General features: G+C 40.1%; 15 protein-coding genes, 2 pseudogenes and 1 riboswitch. Of the genes and pseudogenes, 10 read left to right on the plus strand and 7 right to left on the minus strand.

Annotated features, from left to right (window positions below; translation table 11 throughout):
* Positions 1-13: 13 nt before the first annotated feature.
* Positions 14-99: riboswitch (cyclic di-GMP riboswitch) on the minus strand.
* Positions 100-762: 663 nt separating this feature from the next.
* A complete protein-coding gene (locus tag H4J54_RS15415) occupies positions 763-1788 on the plus strand; it encodes a hypothetical protein (RefSeq protein WP_182191892.1) in 1026 nt (341 codons plus the stop codon).
* 439 nt (positions 1789-2227) lie between these two features.
* Here the strand turns inward: H4J54_RS15415 and H4J54_RS15420 are convergent, their stop codons facing one another.
* Complete coding sequence (locus H4J54_RS15420) at positions 2228-3526, minus strand: ice-binding family protein (protein ID WP_182191893.1); 1299 nt, start codon at positions 3524-3526, stop codon at positions 2228-2230.
* A gap of 449 nt (positions 3527-3975) precedes the next feature.
* Entirely contained in the window at positions 3976-4152 is a 177-nt protein-coding gene (locus H4J54_RS19825; protein WP_182191894.1) for an EAL domain-containing protein, read from the minus strand.
* Positions 4153-4470: 318 nt separating this feature from the next.
* On the opposite strand from H4J54_RS19825, the pseudogene H4J54_RS19830 reads away from it, so the two are divergent.
* Positions 4471-4717 (plus strand): annotated as a pseudogene (locus H4J54_RS19830) (transposase); the annotation flags it as partial.
* Between the two features lie 681 nt (positions 4718-5398).
* Here the strand turns inward: H4J54_RS19830 and H4J54_RS15435 are convergent.
* On the minus strand, positions 5399-6151 hold the full coding sequence (locus tag H4J54_RS15435) for a LamG-like jellyroll fold domain-containing protein (RefSeq protein WP_182191896.1): 753 nt from the start codon (positions 6149-6151) through the stop codon (positions 5399-5401).
* Between the two features lie 716 nt (positions 6152-6867).
* Between H4J54_RS15435 and H4J54_RS19570 the strand changes: the two genes are divergently transcribed.
* Both H4J54_RS19570 and H4J54_RS15445 read left to right on the plus strand, forming a co-directional pair.
* Positions 6868-7569 carry a PEP-CTERM sorting domain-containing protein gene (locus H4J54_RS19570; protein ID WP_259367148.1) on the plus strand — a complete coding sequence of 234 codons (702 nt, stop codon included), beginning with the start codon at positions 6868-6870 and terminating at the stop codon, positions 7567-7569.
* 174 nt (positions 7570-7743) lie between these two features.
* Positions 7744-8361, plus strand: coding sequence for a discoidin domain-containing protein (locus H4J54_RS15445; protein WP_182191897.1), 618 nt, complete (start codon positions 7744-7746; stop codon positions 8359-8361).
* A gap of 522 nt (positions 8362-8883) precedes the next feature.
* Here the strand turns inward: H4J54_RS15445 and H4J54_RS19575 are convergent.
* Positions 8884-9060, minus strand: a pseudogene (locus H4J54_RS19575) (transposase); the annotation flags it as partial.
* Between the two features lie 363 nt (positions 9061-9423).
* On the opposite strand from H4J54_RS19575, the gene H4J54_RS15450 reads away from it, so the two are divergent.
* Positions 9424-9831 (plus strand): hypothetical protein, encoded by a 408-nt coding sequence (locus H4J54_RS15450; protein WP_182191898.1) that lies wholly within the window; start codon positions 9424-9426, stop codon positions 9829-9831.
* 399 nt (positions 9832-10230) lie between these two features.
* Entirely contained in the window at positions 10231-10749 is a 519-nt protein-coding gene (locus H4J54_RS15455; RefSeq protein ID WP_259367147.1) for a DUF2141 domain-containing protein, read from the plus strand.
* A 281-nt stretch (positions 10750-11030) separates the two neighbouring features.
* On the opposite strand, the gene H4J54_RS15460 is transcribed toward H4J54_RS15455, so the two are convergent.
* Both H4J54_RS15460 and H4J54_RS15465 read right to left on the minus strand, forming a co-directional pair.
* Positions 11031-11246: a hypothetical protein gene (locus H4J54_RS15460; protein WP_182191900.1), complete on the minus strand. Its 216-nt coding sequence runs from the start codon at positions 11244-11246 to the stop codon at positions 11031-11033.
* Positions 11247-11711: 465 nt separating this feature from the next.
* On the minus strand, positions 11712-12593 hold the full coding sequence (locus tag H4J54_RS15465; protein WP_182191901.1) for a LysR family transcriptional regulator: 882 nt from the start codon (positions 12591-12593) through the stop codon (positions 11712-11714).
* Between the two features lie 130 nt (positions 12594-12723).
* On the opposite strand from H4J54_RS15465, the gene H4J54_RS15470 reads away from it, so the two are divergent.
* The 3 genes from H4J54_RS15470 to H4J54_RS15480 all read left to right on the plus strand — a co-directional run bounded on the left by H4J54_RS15470 (position 12724) and on the right by H4J54_RS15480 (position 16548).
* Positions 12724-13905, plus strand: coding sequence for an acyl-CoA dehydrogenase (locus tag H4J54_RS15470; RefSeq protein ID WP_182191902.1), 1182 nt, complete (start codon positions 12724-12726; stop codon positions 13903-13905).
* Positions 13906-14127: 222 nt separating this feature from the next.
* Entirely contained in the window at positions 14128-15546 is a 1419-nt protein-coding gene (locus tag H4J54_RS15475; RefSeq protein WP_182191903.1) for an aldehyde dehydrogenase family protein, read from the plus strand.
* Between the two features lie 510 nt (positions 15547-16056).
* Entirely contained in the window at positions 16057-16548 is a 492-nt protein-coding gene (locus H4J54_RS15480) for a hypothetical protein (protein ID WP_182191904.1), read from the plus strand.
* Positions 16549-16946: 398 nt separating this feature from the next.
* On the opposite strand, the gene malQ is transcribed toward H4J54_RS15480, so the two are convergent.
* On the minus strand, positions 16947-19157 hold the full coding sequence (gene malQ, locus H4J54_RS15485) for a 4-alpha-glucanotransferase (protein ID WP_182191905.1): 2211 nt from the start codon (positions 19155-19157) through the stop codon (positions 16947-16949).
* A 368-nt stretch (positions 19158-19525) separates the two neighbouring features.
* Between malQ and H4J54_RS15490 the strand changes: the two genes are divergently transcribed.
* Complete coding sequence (locus H4J54_RS15490) at positions 19526-19822, plus strand: isoamylase early set domain-containing protein (RefSeq protein ID WP_182191906.1); 297 nt, start codon at positions 19526-19528, stop codon at positions 19820-19822.
* Positions 19823-19995: the final 173 nt, after the last annotated feature.

A 19995-nucleotide genomic window follows, 5' to 3' on the forward strand; every position in this document is an offset into this window, starting at 1 on the left:
AAATATCCATATAAATTGCAACCCCACGACCCTATGCAATGCACTTAGGCTGGTAGCTTTGCGTCTATTAATTTTCATTAATAGTTGCCAGTTATTTCACGAGTCTACTGTAAGGTAAGATAAAATCAAGGTGATTTATACACGTCATTAAAAGTAGTGGCTCTAGCGATTATAGAAAGAAAAAATTAGGGAATAGATTGTTAGCCATGGTTCAATTTCACAAAAGAGGTTGAGCGGATGATTGATTATGTTGATATGTTAGTAGCCAGTAAAATGACAACAAAGCAATTAATTCGGTCAAAATAAACTGTTATTTAACGTGTGTCTGGTGCCATTTATCACAGTTGTAGAAGCTAAATAAAGATCAAAAAAACAGAGTTTTTGGGGCATTTTTGTTTCTGCTTTGACTCGTTGACGAAATAGGTTTGAATACGACGGGGGACGCGCAGCTAATACAGCTGGTTATTTGCCGGAGAAGAATACGGCATGTACCACGCCTGGGATCTTTTGAGTGTTGGCAGAGAAACCCGCAGCGGCTTTGTCGTTAATTTGCAGATTAATGAACAATAGCTCTTACAAAAAATTGGATGTCTGGTGCTTACAGTTGCGTTATAATCAGCATTAAATAATTCTATAATAACAAAGTTGAGCATATCTTTGTCCCACATGAGAAACTGCGAACGTTGCTATGATTTATACTTTTGCAACTATTCAGGCAACCTATGGGATCATTGTCCTGCTTGCCGTCGCAGCATATTGGACGTGCAAGACCGTCGGCATTATGATGCCGTGCAACAACAGCTACAGTACGCATATGGCTGGGGCTACAATATAGAATATGACGTTGCCCAATATGATTATATTCTAAACGAAGATGGCAGCCTTACATATAGCTGTAGGCCTAGCCATATTTATCATGCCCAGGTAAGGCAGTTGATAATTGATGGCTTTCTTGCCCGAATCGCCCAAGAATATATCGAGGGTGCTACGTCGCAGTATATGCTCGATACGGCTTACGGCGCTGGAGTTGATGAAGCCTGCCACTCATCTTTTTTCATTCGTCATGAAACAAAAGGATTTACCTTCACTTATAGAGCGGAACCGAAAGTGCATTTTGTCTTTAATGATAGTGGCGAAGTCATCCCTATGGCTTATGTCCCCTTTGAAGACAAAGAGATGCGAAAATCCTATGGACGTGGCTGCGCAGACTATATCCGTCAAAATCCAGATTTATGCCAAGAGCAAGCTGAAACCAGACAAAGTTTATGCCAAGAACAAGCTGAAACCAGACAAAGGATCGCTTACGAGGCAAAAGTCCAAAGCGAGGAATGGGTTGACGAGCGTGCTGTTAGAAACATTAAGCGTTTAAAATATTTTATATTAATACCCTGGATATTACTTCATGTGGTTGCAGCGAGCTTCTTATTGGTTTTGTCTTATCCCGAACCTGAAGGTTTTTGGGCTAGTAGCTGGCATAAGGCGAAATATTACGTCTTTATTCTTGGCATTTACGTTTCAGCACACATTCCTTACTATGTCGCCAATCACAGAATTACAGTCGCGAATTGTAGGTATAGCGAAAAAAAACGAGATGAACTGCTGCAGCCTTTAGATGTGCCTCTACAAGTAGTCGCAGTCAATAAAAATCCTCCCGAGCCATCCGGCACACACACAGACTCAACTAAGTACTGGACGCTGTGGAGAATTTTTTTGGCTCTTGCAATCAATGTGGGCGGAATTCTATTAGCGGTTTATTTGTTCGAGACATATGTTTGGCCCATAGCCTAACGGTATCCTTTGGCAGCAAAAAATATTCATGGTGGTTAAAATAATTATCTAAGGCTCACTAATGCCACTGGCTGTGTGAAAACTCCCAGCGTAAATTTTTTATGTGACGCTACGTAAATTAACAGGTGGTTTGTTATCAAACGTACTACAGAATTTAATCTACAGCGCCTTTTTTCGTTGATATTATCTAATTACACCAGTTCAAAATAGTTTTCACACAGGCTGGCCACACTGAAGACATTAGCATTTTATAATTTATACTGAAAATTATTGTATGTTTTGATCTACAGCGGACATAGATGAACAACCACCTTATGCTAGAAGTTTCCTGATAGCTGACGTTAACCAGAGATGAAAAAATCTGTTTATTGACGATAACGCCAATATCTAGTTAGGTCTGAATTCGAACTAAGCCACCATTATAGTCTTTCAACTAATATCAAGCTGCGACCAAAGCGGTTCTCTTGCGGCGAATTGATAAGCCAAGGAATCCAAAGGCGGATATCCATAGTGCCCACATGGGGGGTTCCGCAACCTGCACTGAAGCGGCGTGATAAGCTACTCCGCTGTCACTATCGACATGGAAACCCGAAGCGATGCCGCTACAGCCATCACCACCTATTTGCGCGGCGTCACCAGTGCTAACGTAGGATAACGCTGAGAATAGACCACCACAGGAGCCACCGGGACCCAGGGCCTTGGCGTTTGCGCCGACGTGGATGTAGTCTCTGGCCAACAACGTACCGAGAAAGGACGAACCATCACCAAAGTCGGCATTGCCACCGGCATTCCAGATAACGTTGTCACTGTTTGCGCCATTGACCATCACAATCTTGCTCCCTGCACCCATCTTAAGGATGTCGCCGATATTAAACACCCAGTACTGGTCTTTCTTATTTTGTCCATCAAGAGTAAGGGTCCGACTTGCCGTGGTCGAGAAGCTAGGAGCTTCGTAAACGCCGGAAAGCAGCGTCAGGTCGGCGGGCATCGTTGCACTGAGTATCTCGGTTGTGACCATTTGGGAAAAAGCAAGTTGCGCTGCTAGGATCTGATTCTTGTTGCCATCGACCGTGTTGATCAGGCCAGCTACTAGCACCGCTGCGTCGACCGGATTATTCTCAATGACAATTGATGACTGCGGCTCGCTGTTGGCGTCTTCTGTATAGACTCCCACCGCGGCAACGGTGCCACCCACCGAACCGCCCACGCCGATGGATGCTGCCCCACCTGCCTCGACGTTGCCGTCGACTTGTGAAGCTGCGCCGGTTGTAACAGCGCCCGCCGCCGCCAGATTACCACTGACGCCACCGCCTGCCCCCACGGTTGCTGCACCGGCGGCCGTAACGTCACCACCTACTTCCGAGTGGTCACCAGTAGTTAGTACGCCGCCCGATGTCATGTTACCACCTACTGTTGCTATTTTTCCTGTCGATGATATGCCGCCAATAGTGATAGCTCCGACTGCCGTGAAGTCTCCTGATACAGAGCCGCCAGCACCCGAAGTGCCGACACCGCCCGACATCAGGCTGCCGTTCACCGATGAATCGGCACCGGTTGTCGCATATGTGTATGAATATACTGATAAATCTTGCAGATCTTCGATAAAAATAGGCCCTGCCGATACGTAAGTTGGCAAGCAAACAAGCAACGATAGTAATCTCAAATCCATTTTTAAATTTATCATTTTATAAACCTGTTCGTAAGAAATTGAATGTGTAGGATAGATAATTCTGTCCAAATATCTCTGTCTGCCCACATGCTGCTAAATCCATTTTATCGCTGATCATCTCAATCCTTTACTTAAATATGCGGTACGATTTTTTGTATCGTCGCCAATAGGCCATAACCCTGTTATAGCAATAATCGGGCCAGATAAATAATTACAGTAAAAACAATTGGTTAAGTGTTTTCCGGGGGTTTTTAAGTTTTATGTGTAAAAAAACCTGACACTAATATTGTCAAAATATCCTATTTGCTGCTCATCCACTATTAATACTGGTCCGATACGAGGATGTCGGATGGCTAGCCGTAACAGAGTATCTGGCTTGTCAGAAATCTCTACTAAATCAAACAACACTCACTCTTCTCGGCGAATACGCCAAAGTGAGAGAGCAAAAAAATTGAGCTTAAAGTGTAAAAATACTTAACACAAGTCTCATCAAAAAATATCATGCCTATGTAGCTTACTCAGGTAGTGTCATAGGAACACCAAAAAACATTAATCATTCCTTTAACAGGATGATTCCAAAAAATTAAAGTGTCAGCTTTATGAACCGCTACCGTCGAGATATGTACGATAGGTTGATAATAAATACTGAACTGTTGCTCTTTAATAGCATTGCAGAGTTCGTTTAACAGGAACATTCGTCGAGTCGCTAGTTCCTGCAGAAGTTGTGTATAAAATCAACTGCAGTTGCGGCCATTTTTTTTAGCGTCATACATCGCCTGATCGGCATTCATAAGTAAAATATCAAAGGTGATAGCGTGTGGCTGGTTTTTTTGAGCGCGAGGGTTTATTAGGGAGGGTGGCAATGACTACCTGGCTTTGGGTGGGCCGGAAGACGATCTGATGTTGCAAATGTACGGGTATTCCATTACTTACGCATCGCTACAGGCAAACAGCAAGGACGAAAGGTCTTTACCTTAAACCACTTCACCTATGGCAGAACAAGGGCTTGCGTCAGGCTGTGCCGTTATATTACCCGCTCTGGGGTATCAGGAAAAGGTTGGCAATGACGGCTTATGGCAAGGTTCTTACCAACTCAAAACAGCCTACCGTGACGGCACCACTCATGTGATCTTTGAGCCGCTGGATTTTATCGCCCGTTTAGCGGTCTTAGTACCCAAACCCAGCGTAAATCTCACTAGGTTTCATGGAGTGTTTGCACTAAACCGTCGACACCGCGTGACAATAACGCGGGCAAAACGAAATAAGGCTAAACAAGCATTGACGACAGGGCGTGGGGAACACGGGCACAAAAACATCATTGATGACCTGGGCGCAAAGACTTAAACGGGTTTTTGGGATAGCAATAGCAACCTGAATAAAAAATGACAAAGTCGTTGATTATTACCACCACAAAGTAGAGCGGCGCCTCAAATAAGTCTGTTTGAATAAAAGCCGTTCATCATCATAAACAATATTCAGCGCTGGTTTGCACAACAGTAGAAAGCGCTTGTTTTGAATTTTGAATTCTGAATTATGTAAAAACCCTTGAGTAATAGACGACAGGCGGGGCATTATTGATATAAAAGGGATGTCGATATACAAAAGATGAGGCAAGGTGTATTTTCATTTTATGAAAAATGACGTTTTTTTTACCTATACTCAACCAAATTGGCAGGTGTTTCTTGATACTACGCTTTTAATATCATTGACGGCATTGGGCTACATGGGTTTAGAAGGCATACCGTCGTCGATAAAATTTTTTGATAAAAACTTATTTATACCAATTTCATTAATTGAGTGGTCTACTTTATACGCAGAAAAGATGGCCAATTATAAGGCATTTATTTTAATCACTAGTTGTTATAATTATTAAATAAATAACGCAGTAGTGGGTTATTTTAACCAGTAAAAATGGTCAGATAATTAGTGAGATTGGTATTATTAGGGTTTTTTCTTTAATCGACGCGATGCTAACCCAATCATACCTAATGCAAAAATAGCTAGTGTTGATGGCTCAGGTACTTCATTTGATGCCATTAAACTCTGTACTCCGACCAGATCTAAGGACGTATCAAAGATTTGAACATCGTCAATTTTTCCGTGCCACCCATAACCACCACCAGAGCTGGCAGCGCCTATTGTAAACTCATTATTGCTTCTATACTTATAAGCCGCTGTGCCAAATATACTGCCGTCAATATAAAGTGTTGTTACAGCTTTTCCTGCATCATTAACTACAGCATAGTGATGAAACTCGCCATCATTAATGTTTGTATTTGAGATTAATCCAAAAGGATTGCTTGCTGAATCCCAGGTGTTCCAGGAAATTTTATTGCTGTAAAAAAATAAATCTGGCCCTTGACCATTAGGTCCAGAATTAAACAACATATCCACTTCATTACCATTCCAAGTGGCCCACATTGCAAACGTCGTGGTGCTTGGTGATACAAAGTTCGCGACAATTGCATCGTTACCATCGAAATTATAAGCACTATTTAAATTACCGTGCCTATCTGTGGTTAAAGTTGCGCCATAAACAGTACCGTTAGCGCTACCCGTTCCATCGCTTGCATTACCAGAAAATTCATAAGAATGTATCAATCCTGCATTAGCAACATTCAGCAAACAGCTAGCAGAGAATATTAGGCCGACTACAGCTGCTTTAATACATTTTAATTTCATTGAAATTTCCATTCGGTCTCTTTTCCTTAGAATTCGGTAAGTGATTTATATAGTTAATAAGTTACATGCAAACCAGAGCAATAATTATGCCAAGATATAAAGTTTATCTATATCAATGAAATAAAAATACTCGATGTACTGTTGTACTTAAGTATGTAAAAAATCCTGACACTCCCATCGTCTATATGCCCACTATTCTTTGTTATAACTACCGCGTTGCAGGCCTTTTCTTCATCCTGTCTTGTAGGAGCAAAAACAGGTCAAATAATTACCCCGTGAGTTTATCTTTACCGCACAGAAAAGCACGATGAACCAAGGGTAATAGAGGGTAGCATCGAGAGAAACCCTGTATTCCCTGGCCTTGGCATCACAGTATCCTTTGCGAATTTGAAGCCTGACAACAATTAACATCCGATGTTAATGTTGTCAGTTTTGTTATATGAGTGTCTTATATCTTTCACCCCTCAAATATCGAGAGCTACTTTTATACTTAACCTAATCCACTCAAGCTGTTTAATGGACACTACTGACTGTGTTTTTAAAGATTTAATGTCAGGTTTTTTTACACTTGCTTAAGAATTAAATATCATGAAACCTTTACTGTTTGAAAATATAGGGTTTATATTTTTGGCACGTTAATTGCATTTGGGTGTTTTGTACGATGCAGTATCACTTTAATCAGAACCCTCAACAATTGCTGTGTGTGAAAGGATTAATAGGAATATCAAATGAAATTTAAGTTTTTAAAGACTATTTTCTCTGTTTTAGTTTTATCTATGAGTTGTTTAACTAATGTAGCGAATGCAGGAGTTATCGAATGGTCGGATGATTTTGAAGGTCCTCGGCCTTCGGAGTTGACTGGTTGGGATCTAGAAGCGATGGGCTCTGGCAATGAAGGTAGTTTCTCTGATTATGGCTTTTCCGGAACTAATTGGCTGCGTAGCTCCGGAATATCCAGTACGGCGACATTGACGCTGACCGGACTTGCCTCTCATACGGCCATTAACCTGGATTTTTTGTTTGCCATCATGGATTCGATCGACCCTAACGACTATTTCAATGTCAGCGTCGACAATAAACTTGTATTCAATGCACCCATGACAGCTTGGAGTAGTCCAAGTCCGACCTACGGTACTAGATTGGTAAGTAAGCGCCAATTGGCAGGCACAAACGGCCAATATTGGAGCAAAGACTCAGCTTTTGATCTCGGAACACTAGCTAGCATCCAGAATATTAGCCACACTGCAAGTACGGTCAAAATAGATTTTTTAGCGCAAATTGATGAGGGTAAATCCAATGAAAGCTTCGCCATTGATGACCTTAGCGTAAGCCTGGTAGGAAGTACGGCCGTGCCAGAGCCATCGACACTTGCCATTTTCGCATTAGGCTTAATGGGTATAGCATCTCGTCGATTTAAGAAACAAGCTTAGAAGCTTAGTTTTACAGCCTATATCTATTATTGACGACGGTATGCCTGAATAAATCCATGTAACCCAATATTGTCGATAATCATCAAGAAGTATCTGCCAATTTGGTAGATGACGTATCACATTTAACTATTACCTAAGCGTGCAAATGTGCGAGGGAATTAAAAGGAATATCAATTGAAGAATAATTTTTTAGCTTTGCTATTCAGTATGGCGCTTATGTCGGTGACAGTTTCTGTTACGCATGCCAGTCCGATAAATCTGGCCCCGGGCGGTATAGCTAGTCAGTCCTCCAACGGTTCCTGGGGATGGGTCGCCGGACCTTGGCTTGCCAATGACGACAATACGAATATGAGTTATTACGGTGGTGGATCGGTCGCTCATACCCTGAACGACTATCAGCCGTGGTGGGAAGTTGATCTTCTTGCTAGTTACAGTCTGAGTCAAGTTGTCCTCTGGAATAGAAGCGACGGTGGCGCTAGTTGGCTAACCAACTTTGATGTCACCATCGCCGATGAAAATCACAACACGGTTTGGACGCAGAACTTTTACGGTGCCGGTGGCTATCCCTATCCCACTCTAACCATTGACCTTCCTGAAAACATCTTTGGTGAGTTTGTGAAAGTACAGAGGCTTGATCAAGGTTATCTAATGCTCGCTGAGGTTCAGGTTTTTGGCGAGACGGCCGCTTTGCCCGTTCCTGAGCCTGGAACTTTCTTTCTTTTCGGTGCGGGACTGCTGGGCCTGATTTTTCTGACCAAGAAAAAGGCATTTGAGCTCAGTAAGGTTCTTTGAATATGCAACAATATTCAGCGCTGGTTTGCACAACAGCAGAAAGCGTTTTTTTGAACTCTGAATTATGTAGAAACCCTTGAGTAATAGACTAGCAATCACCGACTTCCACTCCCTTAAGGATGTAAGTGAGGTGTTAATATGGAAAATATGAACCATCATATATTTTCATTTTATGTCAAATGACGTTTTGTTTTAGCTATACACCTCTTTATCTAGTATAACTCCACTTTTGTAGCGTCTGGTTTCTATCTTAGGGAATTTAGCGTCGGAGGCGTACTTGATTATATTCTTGTAATCCTTTCTACTAAACGTATCCCCTTCTTTCAGAATTAAGGATTCTACATGTAGAACCCCATCGGTTACAGTAAGGAGTGGACTACCTGTGTAAGGTTTACCGTACTCCGATACTCTGCGTGCCTGTACTTGTTTTACTTCAAAGCACCAATCTCCTTCCTGAGTTAAATATTCCATGGTAATTCCCTTTATCGATATAGTTGACGTTACAGGAGGTCCCGTACCATCTTGCTCTGGTGTAGTGGCAATTCCTGCACGTACGGGGTTTAAGTCAACATTAGCCATACATGCTAGTAATGCATCTTCGTCCAGTAAAGCTTGAGATTTAAAACGCTCTTCCTAAAAATGTCCTGTACACTTATCTTCTGTGTTGGCTTGGCGGGTAATAGGCTCGTTTAATGCGAGCTGAAAAGTCGTTAGCAATAAATAATTCTTAAGGCCAAATTGCAATTACTTGGAAGATTCGGTTTAACGGTCACTTATACAAAAAACCGACCTAATTTAGGTACAAAACCATCATAATAAATAGTCCGCTTCGACACCACAGGGATCATTGAATGCCCCTTATTTGTGACAACTCAGTTCAGTAGTAAGGAGATCATAAATGATTGAATTTGAATTTGAATTTTTTAAGTGGGATGTTAGCTTTACACAGTCAGTGCTAAAAAATAAAAACGACTTGAAACCTTGATATATGAAACAAAACCTTACAGTCTTTGCCATTGTGTTGTTAGATTATAGAAAATTAAGTTAATAAGGAATCAGATCATGAATAAAATTTTTTTAATGGCTTTCATTGGAGCGGTGACGTTTTTAGCCGTTAGTGTCTGCGCAAAAGAGGTAAGTCTTGAAACGGGAGAAACATTTCGACAGGGAAACCTCACCGTGACCTGCGGCCTAACGTTAGCTGAGGATGTACCGCAGGCTCTCAAAGACTGTCAGTACTGGGACGATTTTAATAAAAAGTGTCTGTTTGAAAAACAGACTTATACATACAAAAATCTCCAATGCGTTGAAGAATGTCAGTACTGGGAAAAGTTCAACAGCACCTGTCATTATCAGACAAAGTGTTCTTTCGACTCAGGGCATAAGTCTTTTGTGCGAACCACATGCGATAAGTTTGACGACTTCAACAATACCTGTGTGAAAACAAATGATATAAAAATAATGCAATGATACAAGAAAAGGCCTAGTTATCGGTATCGGCTTCAATATTTTTTATCAACCTAAAAAATTAATCCAGGGGAAATTTTATCAAGCCTGGGGTATAGCCACGTTAGGTAACTAATATTTCAATGCAATGCTGGTTGACGTACCATGTAGTACTTGATATTCCTAGGCCACATTGTCGATTTTGAGGCCAAATGGACAATATTGGACTCAAACGGCAAAAATCGCTGAGCAATTTAATAAACGCTGACCATGACCACTGAGGCAAGTCGCAGTTCATTGGTTTTGCCAAGGTTCCGTCAGTAATCAGGCTCATTGCTGGCTACCCGTCGCGGGTTATCAAGACGTTAGGCGTCTAATGGCGGATCCAACCAGGCTAGGGCAATAGGTGCTATGAGGGAACTAATGAGTGAATCAACTAATAGGAAGTCTGCGTTGGCCACCACTGTCAGGCATCCGGTGACGCGCTTCTCTAAAGGGATTCGGTGTTTAGCATGCTGGGTCTTGCTGGTGTTTGCACATCTTCCCGCTATCGTCTTTGCTCAATCAACCTGCTCTGGAATTCAAGTAAAAATTCCGAACATTAAAAATAGCACTGGGGTTGTAGCTTGTGCGCTTTTCGAATCTTCAGCAGGTTTTCCAACTGAATTTTTGCACTCCGCAACCAATATAATGATGATGAAAATTCGAGATACGCAGGCGCGTTGCAACTTTTTAGATATCCCGCCGGGAACGTATGCCTTGGTTGTCATTCATGATAAAAATATGGACGGTAAGCTTGGCACTAACTTGCTAGGGGTCCCCACGGAAGGCTACGGTTTTTCAAGCGGTGCAAAAGCCTCGATGAGCGCGCCTTCGTTCGAAACCGCCAGCTTTTCGTACGATGGGCAAAACCTTGATTTAACGATTAGATTGACTTATTGAGCGACCTTTCCATGAATATCTAGGCATTGTTTCAATCAGGCAGGACCATTGAGAGTTTACTGTGCTTAACAAATCGTTGCAGCGGACATTTTACCTGCCACCCATTTTTGCTGTCGCAAAAACAGGCTTCGCCTCAAATGCGCCCTGAACTCAGGCGTTAGATAGTAATACAAGTTTTGAGGCAGGTCGCAGTATGTTAACAAAGCTTGAAAATTTGAATCAAATTGTTGCTAACCCAATTCATACTATTTTTCAAAACTTTTATAAAGTTGAAACACAGCTTATTGCTGTTCTTGAGTTTCCACAGGAATGTCTTCTAGGATCTTCAAAATCGCGTGATTATTTCCTATTTTGGCTAGGTCGATGAGGTAGCTTTTTTCAAGTTCTTGCATTACTTGGCCTGCCAGTAACTCTTTGAGCCGTTGTTCTTCGTTATTGGCTATGGTGGTTTTTATGGCGGCAAAGTTATTCATGCTTTGGTCGTTGTTGTTTTCCATTCGTCGCACTCCCTTTGTAGTTGGTTAATTAAAGCATTAGCTTGCTTTTAGTACCCACCATAGGGGGATGACTTTTGGAATGCAAGTTTCTACAGGGTTTGGATATTTTTAGCCTTGTTATTAATCATTTTTTAGCCACCGACTTTATTCAGGTGTTTGGTTTTTTATATCTTTGAGAAAAGTGGGAAAAGGAAAAGAAGTCAGACCCTTTAAAAAACAATCAAAGCATTGTGTATACACGGGTGATCAAGATAAAACTTCATTACTATCAATGAACAGCAATATCAGTGTTTTATTCTGTTAAGTGACAGCAAAATATCGTTAAGTTAAGTATCCTTGCCTTCGTAAAATTAATCAACGGCGTGTAACTTTTGTAGCCCTGTTATAACAAGTGGCTAAAGTACGCTTAGCCTCAGTACTTACGACTGCTTTTAAGATGAACTAAGCGATATAAAACCGTTAAGCTTAATCCAAAGGCTCAACCATTGAGCTTAAATAAGCCATGAAAGCCTTACTGGCTTGAGAAACAGAATGATTTTTTTTCCACGCTAAACTCAATTTAAATTCAATTTTTGGCTCAAAGGGGATGGAGGTCATCTGCGGCTCGTTTTGTAAAATACGCGCTAGACAAGTGGTAATACCAACGCCATTGCGAACCAATGATTTTTGCAGCTCAATAAGATTAGTTTCCATGGGAACATCTAATGCTAAGTGATGTTTTTTTGCATACTGACTAACCACTTCACGTAAAAAATAGCCTTCATGAAATAATACCAGTGGCTGTTGGCAAAACTGTGTAAGTGATAGGGTTTGCTCAGCCGCTAATGGGTGCGATTTGGCCATGCCGGCAACAACTTCCTCATTAATCAGCTCAGTGTAACGCAGTTGTGAATTCTCTAAATCACCACGTACTAAGGCTAAATCAAGTTCGCCGTTCAGCAACATTTTTTCCAGCGCTGCTGTGCCTTGGTCAACCAAGTGTATTTTTATTTTTGGATGTTTTTGTTTAAATGCGGTCAATATTTTTGGGAAGTAGTAAGAGCCCATCATGGCTGAAACGCCAAAACGAATGGTGCCCCGTTCGAGATTCTTTAATTCTTCTAATTCTAATTCAACTTGTTTTACTTGGCTTAATAGTTGGGTAGACAGTTTATATAGCACTTCACCTTCAGCGGTTAATAAAGCATTTTTTTCCGCACGGTTAATTAACTTGAGTCCAACTTCTTGTTCTAGCTTTTGAATGGCGATAGTTAATGCGGGTTGAGCAATGCCTATTTTATGTGCTGCCCGTGTAAAGTTGCCCAGTACGGCTAATTGACAAAAATATTCAAGACGTTTCAAATTCATATGAGTAAGCGCTATAAGTAAAAGTTATGAAAAATATAATAACTATATATTATATTTATTTATACTTTAAGGATAGAGTACAATCATAAATCAAACTATTATTGCAAAACACTACATACAGGGTAATCCTATGAGCCAAAAATTAACTGCTTTTAACTGGCAAGATCCGATGTTTCTTGATAGCCAACTCACTGAAGAAGAGCGTATGATCCGCGATTCTGCCTATGACTATTGCCAAGAAAAACTTCAACCACGTGTGCTTGAAGCCAATAGACATGAACACTTTGATCGCGAAATAATGCGTGAGTTAGGTCAGTTAGGCTTATTGGGTGCTACTTTACCCGCTCAATATGGTGGCAGTGAAGTCAATTATGTCAGCTATGGTTTAATTGCTCGTGAAGTAGAGCGCGTTGATAGTGGTTACCGCAGCGCGATGAGTGTGCAATCGTCATTGGTTATGCACCCTATCTATGCTTACGGCAGTGAAGAACAACGTATGAAGTATTTACCTAAACTCGCTTCAGGTGAATGGGTTGGCTGTTTTGGTTTGACTGAGCCTAATTCAGGTAGCGATCCAGCCTCTATGACCACTCACGCTAAGAAAGTCGAGGGTGGTTACTGCGTAACGGGTAATAAAATGTGGATCACGAATTCACCCATCGCGGATGTTTTTGTTGTTTGGGCAAAACTTGAGGGTAAAATTCGTGGTTTTGTCCTTGAAAAAGGGATGGATGGTTTATCTGCGCCAAAAATTGAAGGTAAATTCTCTTTACGTGCTTCAATAACTGGCGAAATTGTGATGGATAACGTTTTTGTGCCTGCTGAAAATATGTTCCCTGAAATTACAGGGTTAGCTGGGCCTTTTGGTTGTTTAAATAAAGCGCGTTATGGTATTGCTTGGGGCTCATTAGGCGCGGCAGAGTTTTGCTTTAATTCAGCGAGAAACTACACCGCAGATCGCGAACAATTTGGTCGTCCTCTATCGGCTAATCAGCTCATTCAAAAGAAACTCGCTGATATGCAAACTGAGATATCGCTTGGTTTACAGGGCTGCTTACAAATGGGACGTTTAATGGATGCGGATCAATGTCCGGTTGAATTAATCTCATTAATGAAACGTAATAACTGTGGTAAGTCACTTGATATAGCTCGTGTTGCTCGTGATATGCACGGTGGCAATGGTATTAGTGATGAATATGGCGTAATTCGTCATATGATGAACCTTGAAGCGGTTAATACTTACGAAGGTACACATGATGTTCATGCGCTAATTTTAGGTCGTGCCATTACAGGCCTTCAGGCTTTTTGTTAACGATTAGCGCATAAATAACAAAAATAGCCGTTCTAAGCATATCAGCTAGATAATAACGGCCACAGAATAAGTTAAGGGCATGTCAATGAGAGTTGGCATGCCCTTATTTATTTTATAACAAGTAATACTGACCCATGCGTTTGCGCTAGCGGTTGATAGCATTTTTACTTATAAACATAAGCTGGCTATCAACAGGCAGACACAATTAACTTGGAGATTTAGATGAAAGATTACCGTCAATTTTATATTAATGGTCAGTGGGTTAAGCCATTAGTAAAACAAGACTATGGGGTACTTAATCCGGCAACTGAACAAGAAATTGCAACCATTTCTTTAGGCTCAAGCCAAGATGTTGATTTAGCCGTTAGCGCGGCAAAAAATGCTTTTGCGACTTTTGGTTACAGTAGCGTAGAAGAGCGTATTTCGCTGTTAGAGGCGTTATTAACCCAGTACATGGATAACTATGACGCCATGGCCCATGCTATTTCATTGGAGATGGGCGCACCTATCGACTTCTCTACCAAGGCACAAGCTTATGCGGGTAAAGCTCATATTGAATCAGCATTAGCGACACTAAAAGCTTTTGAATTTTCACGTATTGTCGGCAATGCTCAAATCATTAAAGAGCCTATTGGGGTTTGTGGTTTTATCACGCCTTGGAATTGGCCGATTAACCAAATCGCTTGTAAAATAGCACCTGCGCTAGCCACAGGTTGTACCATGATCCTTAAGCCAAGTGAAATTGCGCCTTTATCCGCGCAATTGTTTTCACAAATGATACATAATGCCGGTTATCCCGCAGGTGTATTTAATATGGTTAACGGAGATGGTATCGGGGTTGGCTCAGCCATTTCTGCTCATAAAGACATCGATATGGTGTCATTTACTGGCTCAACTCGTGCAGGCATTGCTATTGCAAAATCGGCAGCGAATACCGTAAAACGTGTAGTACAAGAGTTAGGGGGGAAATCACCGAACATTATTTTAGATGATGCTAATATCGATAAAGCGGTAACCCAGGGTGTATTTCATTGCATGAGTAATACGGGCCAATCTTGTAACGCACCCACACGTATGTTGGTACCGGCAAGTAAATATCAACAAGCAGTTAGGGTAGCAAAAGCGGTTGCAGCAAAAATAAAGGTGGGTAACCCTGCTGAGCCGGGTAATCATATCGGCCCATTAGTGAGTGCCATTCAGTTTGAAAAAGTGCAAGCCATGATCCAAGCGGGTATTGATGAAGGGGCAACATTGGTTGCTGGCGGGGTAGGCAAGCCTGAAGGTTTTGCAACCGGTTACTTTACCCAAGCGACTATTTTTAGCGACGTCACTAATGAGATGACTATTGCTCAAGAAGAAATTTTTGGCCCAGTGTTGGTGATGATCCCCTATGAAGATGAAGCCGACGCGATTAGCATCGCCAATGATACTCCTTATGGATTAGCCGCCTTTATTCAATCAGCCAGTCCTGAGCGAGCACAAAAAGTCGCCAGAAAATTACGCGCAGGTATGATTTGTATCAATGGTGCTGCGCATGGTTTTAATTCACCCTTTGGCGGTTTTAAACAGTCGGGTAATGGCCGAGAGTGGGGCGAATTTGGTTTTGATGATTTTCTGGAAACTAAATCAATCAGTAGCTGATTTATTGAATATCCACATCACTAACGAGCACATTATGCTTATTGGTATAATCAACAGCAGAGTTTTATAGGTTTTCATACCTATAAAACTCTGCTGTTTTATGACCAGTAAACTATTTTTTGATATAAACGATGTTTTTATATAAATTAGCCGTTTTATTACGGTACCTTTCACCTAAATCTTCGCATTTTAGTTACGCCATCATCAAAAATAATTATTTATATACAAAGGCTTAATACGCAATGCCACCAGTCTTTTTAATGCTAAGTTATTGATAAAACCTTTCCGTTTACATTTATTTTTTTATAGCATCTAAGCGTATTTATCTGTATTTATCTGTATTTATGTGCATTTAAACGCGCTGAATAAGTCGATGGTGAAACTTCTATTAAAAAGTTTGCTCACTTTATTTGACAGCACAAATGATAATGATTATCATTTGTGCTGTGGGTTGTTCGCAAGAATAACAATAAAAGCTGAGAGATTAATGACTGAATTAAAGGAGCTGTCGTGGAGATAAGTAAACAAGGCGTTGTTAGCGATATCAAAAATATAAAGGACTCGAAAATGGAAGATAAACAATGGCAATCATTATTACAATTGGGCAATGAGTCCTTTCATGAACAAGAGTGGAGCCAAGCAGAGTTGTTTTATAGTGAAGCCTATAATTTATTGGCGTTATCTTATCGTAATCATCCTATGTGCACCGAAACATTGATGGCTTGGATTTGCGCTTGTCATAATTTATCAGCCTTGTACGAGTCAACCAACCATTTGGAATTATCGTTGAAATTCCTCACAGTTCCACATGAATATTTACTCAATATAGCTAACTCAAAAAGCGCAGAAGAAGATGCTAAAGTTACCGCTTTTAATGGCCTTAGGCTAACCTTATTACCTATTTTAATGTTCGCTAAAAAGTATCCAATCTGTGAGAACTGCCTAGAGAACTTTACCTCACTAAAAGGTTTATTAAAACAACATGCAGCAGTGATTCACTAACTAAAATAAGCTAGGTTTTATGGCCTGCTTAACCTGAATATCTTATGACTATTACTTGGATGATTAAGCTTTTAATTCGCTAGATGCAAAATTTTATAGAGGCTTTAAAACTAACTTTTAAGTGATATTAGCATTATTATTAAGGGGTTATTGGTAGATTAAATCAGCCAATAAGTCACAGAATGTAATACTTAATGGCATAATAGAATGAATGTAAGTTATTTATACCCACATATAACTTGAAATTAGCACTGTAGTAAGGTGCAGAGCAATAATGAACTTTTGTCATCTGCACTATAGCCATATTTGCTTTTTTTCTGTTATATTTTGTTGGACTATTCGTTAGACCTACTGAGCTATAAGCCTTTCAGCATAGTTTATAAGCGATAAAAATTTATTTATTTTGGCCTGGCTATATTCATAGCTTGAGCTATTTTTCTCACTGAACTGGTTTGAGAAAAATCCTCTAACGCTACCGGTAATTTTTGTAGCCAATTAGGGTGCTGATCAATGGTACCTGGAATATTCACTTGTTCCGATATTTCTAAGGCATCTTCCAATGGAATAAGTTGAATATGGCTTGGCGAAGTGGCTAAATATTTTTGCACAGCAATGCTCAGTTCGCTATTCATCAGAGCGGGTTCAAGTGGTGGCGCTTTGCTCATATCTATTACTTGCAGATCGTTTAAAGCCGCAAGCAGGTTTTCACGTTCACTGGCGCGTGCATCTCTATCAGCCTGTCCGGCTTCATCATTAGGATAAAGCTTAAGTTGTTGACGCCACTGTAAATCTCGCCCTTGCCACCAACCCGTTAATGTTGCTGTGTCATGGGTGGCAACCGTTATCACTGATTGAGTGGGGAAATTTTCAGGGCGTTTGAATAAACCAGACTCCCAACGCTCAAAAAACAATACTTTGAAAGATAAAAGACCTGCATTTTGAATCGTTTCGCTAAACCCTTCAGGCACATTACCCAGGTCTTCGCCAATCACAACACAATGATTACGACGAGACTCTAAGGCGATCACCCGTAAAATATCATCCCAAGGAAAGTTAATATAAACACCTTCATTTGCTGCCATGCCTGGCGCTACCCAATATTGCCGCATTAAGCCTAAAATATGATCAATACGTAAAGCACCGGCATATTGCATACTACTACGAAGTGCTTTTACTAATGACTGATAGCCCTGTTTTTGTAATGCGACAGGGTTAATCGGCGTTAATCCCCAATTTTGTCCAAGCGGGTTCATACCATCAGGTGGTGCGCCGATTGAAGCACCAGTAACATAAAGTTCTTTATCAGACCAAACATCAAAGCCTGAGCCATCACAGCCTACCGCTAAGTCAAGATATAAGCCAATGGCCATATCTTTGTCGATTGTATATTGAGTGACGGCACTCAATTGTTGATGTGCTATCCATTGTAAGAAACAAAAGTACTCAATGCGTGCAGCATGAGCAAGTTGAAATCTATACACCTCTTCACTATCTGGATCTTGAAAGCTAGTTGGCCAATCTTGCCAACCATAAGCATTTTTATCCGCGATATTAAAATACTCATACAAAGTATCAAAGGTTGCAAAACGTTGTAATTTTTGACCATTTATTTTTTTAAAATCATCAAACTCGACTGACATTTTTTTATAACAATCGGTTTTATTAGCACTGGTATCGTAGTGATAAAAATCTTCAAACAATAACTCTGTGATGTCAAACTTAAGTTTTGCAACCGCAGAGTAATCAATCAAATGACTTGCTTTAGCATCGATAATGTTTTGCTGAAAGGCTTTAGTTTTTACTTTTATTTGTGCAAGTTCACAGTATTCGAAGTTGGCTACCTTGGTGACATCTATATAAAGTGGATTTAAAAAGCAACGACTTGATGGTGAATAAGGGCTACGATGGTCAGGATTTTGTTGATAAAGCGGATGCAATGGATTTAATCCAATAGCAGAGGCCTGTTGCTGCGCTGAGGTTTCAACAAGCTTAGCTAAATCAGTAAAGTCACCTATGCCCCAATTACTTTTACTACGCAGTGAATACAACTGGGCAGTGTAGCCCCATATTTTATTAACTGAAGCTTCTTGAGCGCTGTAACAGTTTTTAGGTGCATAGAGAAGAGGACAACTCGCTTGCACATCACCAAAACTTATCGTCAGTTGGTAATAACCTTGCTCAAGCTTAGGTAAAACTAATAAATATTGGTAATATTGTGTTTCAGCTATTTTTTGCTCAGCAATAATTTGCATGTCGTCAACGTTAATCGAGCCTATGACCTCACTGGCTATTTTGCTCTCTATTTCATTGCCGACCTCAGGTGTTACCTTCCAATTGAGTAATAACTTGCCCATTTTAGGCAGACTGACTTTAATTATATGTTGCTGTTCTTCAAGTTTGGCAATATGAACAACAGGTAATATATTAAGCCATTGACTTTGCTTTAAAAAATCGATTGATTCAGTTAATGACTTGTCATCCAATGCAAAACCCATTGCTTTTAACAACGCCCGTTTGGCTTGGTCTTTAGCATACACTTGATCGCCAAATGTCCCTGTGTAACTTGAGTGAAAACCCACTAAATCGGCTAATTGTTCGATGAGACTCATGTAAACTCTCTTTTTATTATGAAATAAAATTACATATTGTTGTAATTTTAACAATTTATAGTTTAGAATTACAGCACTAAAAGCTTTTAATCGTACTTTTTTAGCTGTCAACTTATTAAATGTAATTTTTTTACATAACTTTACAACAAAAATAAAGTTACATCATAAGCAAAATAGTAAAATCACTTTAATGATGCTGGTTAGTTTTTATAATTAACTCGATTTATGCTTTTCTATCATGGCGATATATAAATGATTATTGCAATCGACAACGCGCATTATGGGCAATTAGTGGTAAAATTTAGCACTTAAATAAAGCGAAATCACTGATTTCAGATCAATTAGTGCATTATTTATGGAGAATAACAATGCTAACTAAAAAATTTTTTAAAACCAAAGATGAAACTGAAGTCACTTTTGAATTTAATAGAAGTGACGTAACAACAGCCGCACTCGTGGGTGATTTTAATGACTGGCAAGCCATTGAAATGAAGTTTAATAAAAAAACACAAAGTTTTAAAACCAAGCTGAGATTACCTAAAGGCGGCATTTTTCATTTTCGTTACCTGTTAAATGCAACTGAGTGGGAAAATGATTATCAAGCTGACCAATACTTACCCAATGCATTTGGCAGTGAAAATAGTGTCGTAGTCACTACGCTTTAAAATGTAACTGAAGCCATGGTTATGATGGGCAAGTATTGAGTAAAGCCTATGTCTTTTATTTTATAAACGATGAATACTATTTTAATGGACTAAAGTCAAAAGCTAATTTTTACTTCAAGTTTAGCTTTTGATGATTTAATTTATAACAAACTTTAATTTATTACTCTAATTTA

The organism is Colwellia sp. MB3u-8 (genome assembly GCF_014076985.1).
Classification (GTDB): domain Bacteria; phylum Pseudomonadota; class Gammaproteobacteria; order Enterobacterales; family Alteromonadaceae; genus Cognaticolwellia.

Coding starts and splice junctions, on each gene's coding strand:
- H4J54_RS15465 (WP_182191901.1), bottom strand. CDS start 12,593: ATGAATTTGAAACGTCTTGAATATTTTTGTCAATTAGCCGTACTGGGC.
- H4J54_RS15475 (WP_182191903.1), top strand. CDS start 14,128: ATGAAAGATTACCGTCAATTTTATATTAATGGTCAGTGGGTTAAGCCA.
- H4J54_RS15490 (WP_182191906.1), top strand. CDS start 19,526: ATGCTAACTAAAAAATTTTTTAAAACCAAAGATGAAACTGAAGTCACT.
- H4J54_RS19570 (WP_259367148.1), top strand. CDS start 6,868: ATGAAATTTAAGTTTTTAAAGACTATTTTCTCTGTTTTAGTTTTATCT.
- H4J54_RS15470 (WP_182191902.1), top strand. CDS start 12,724: ATGAGCCAAAAATTAACTGCTTTTAACTGGCAAGATCCGATGTTTCTT.
- H4J54_RS15450 (WP_182191898.1), top strand. CDS start 9,424: ATGAATAAAATTTTTTTAATGGCTTTCATTGGAGCGGTGACGTTTTTA.
- H4J54_RS15455 (WP_259367147.1), top strand. CDS start 10,231: ATGAGTGAATCAACTAATAGGAAGTCTGCGTTGGCCACCACTGTCAGG.
- H4J54_RS15460 (WP_182191900.1), bottom strand. CDS start 11,246: ATGGAAAACAACAACGACCAAAGCATGAATAACTTTGCCGCCATAAAA.
- H4J54_RS19825 (WP_182191894.1), bottom strand. CDS start 4,152: ATGTTCCTGTTAAACGAACTCTGCAATGCTATTAAAGAGCAACAGTTC.
- malQ (WP_182191905.1), bottom strand. CDS start 19,157: ATGAGTCTCATCGAACAATTAGCCGATTTAGTGGGTTTTCACTCAAGT.
- H4J54_RS15435 (WP_182191896.1), bottom strand. CDS start 6,151: ATGGAAATTTCAATGAAATTAAAATGTATTAAAGCAGCTGTAGTCGGC.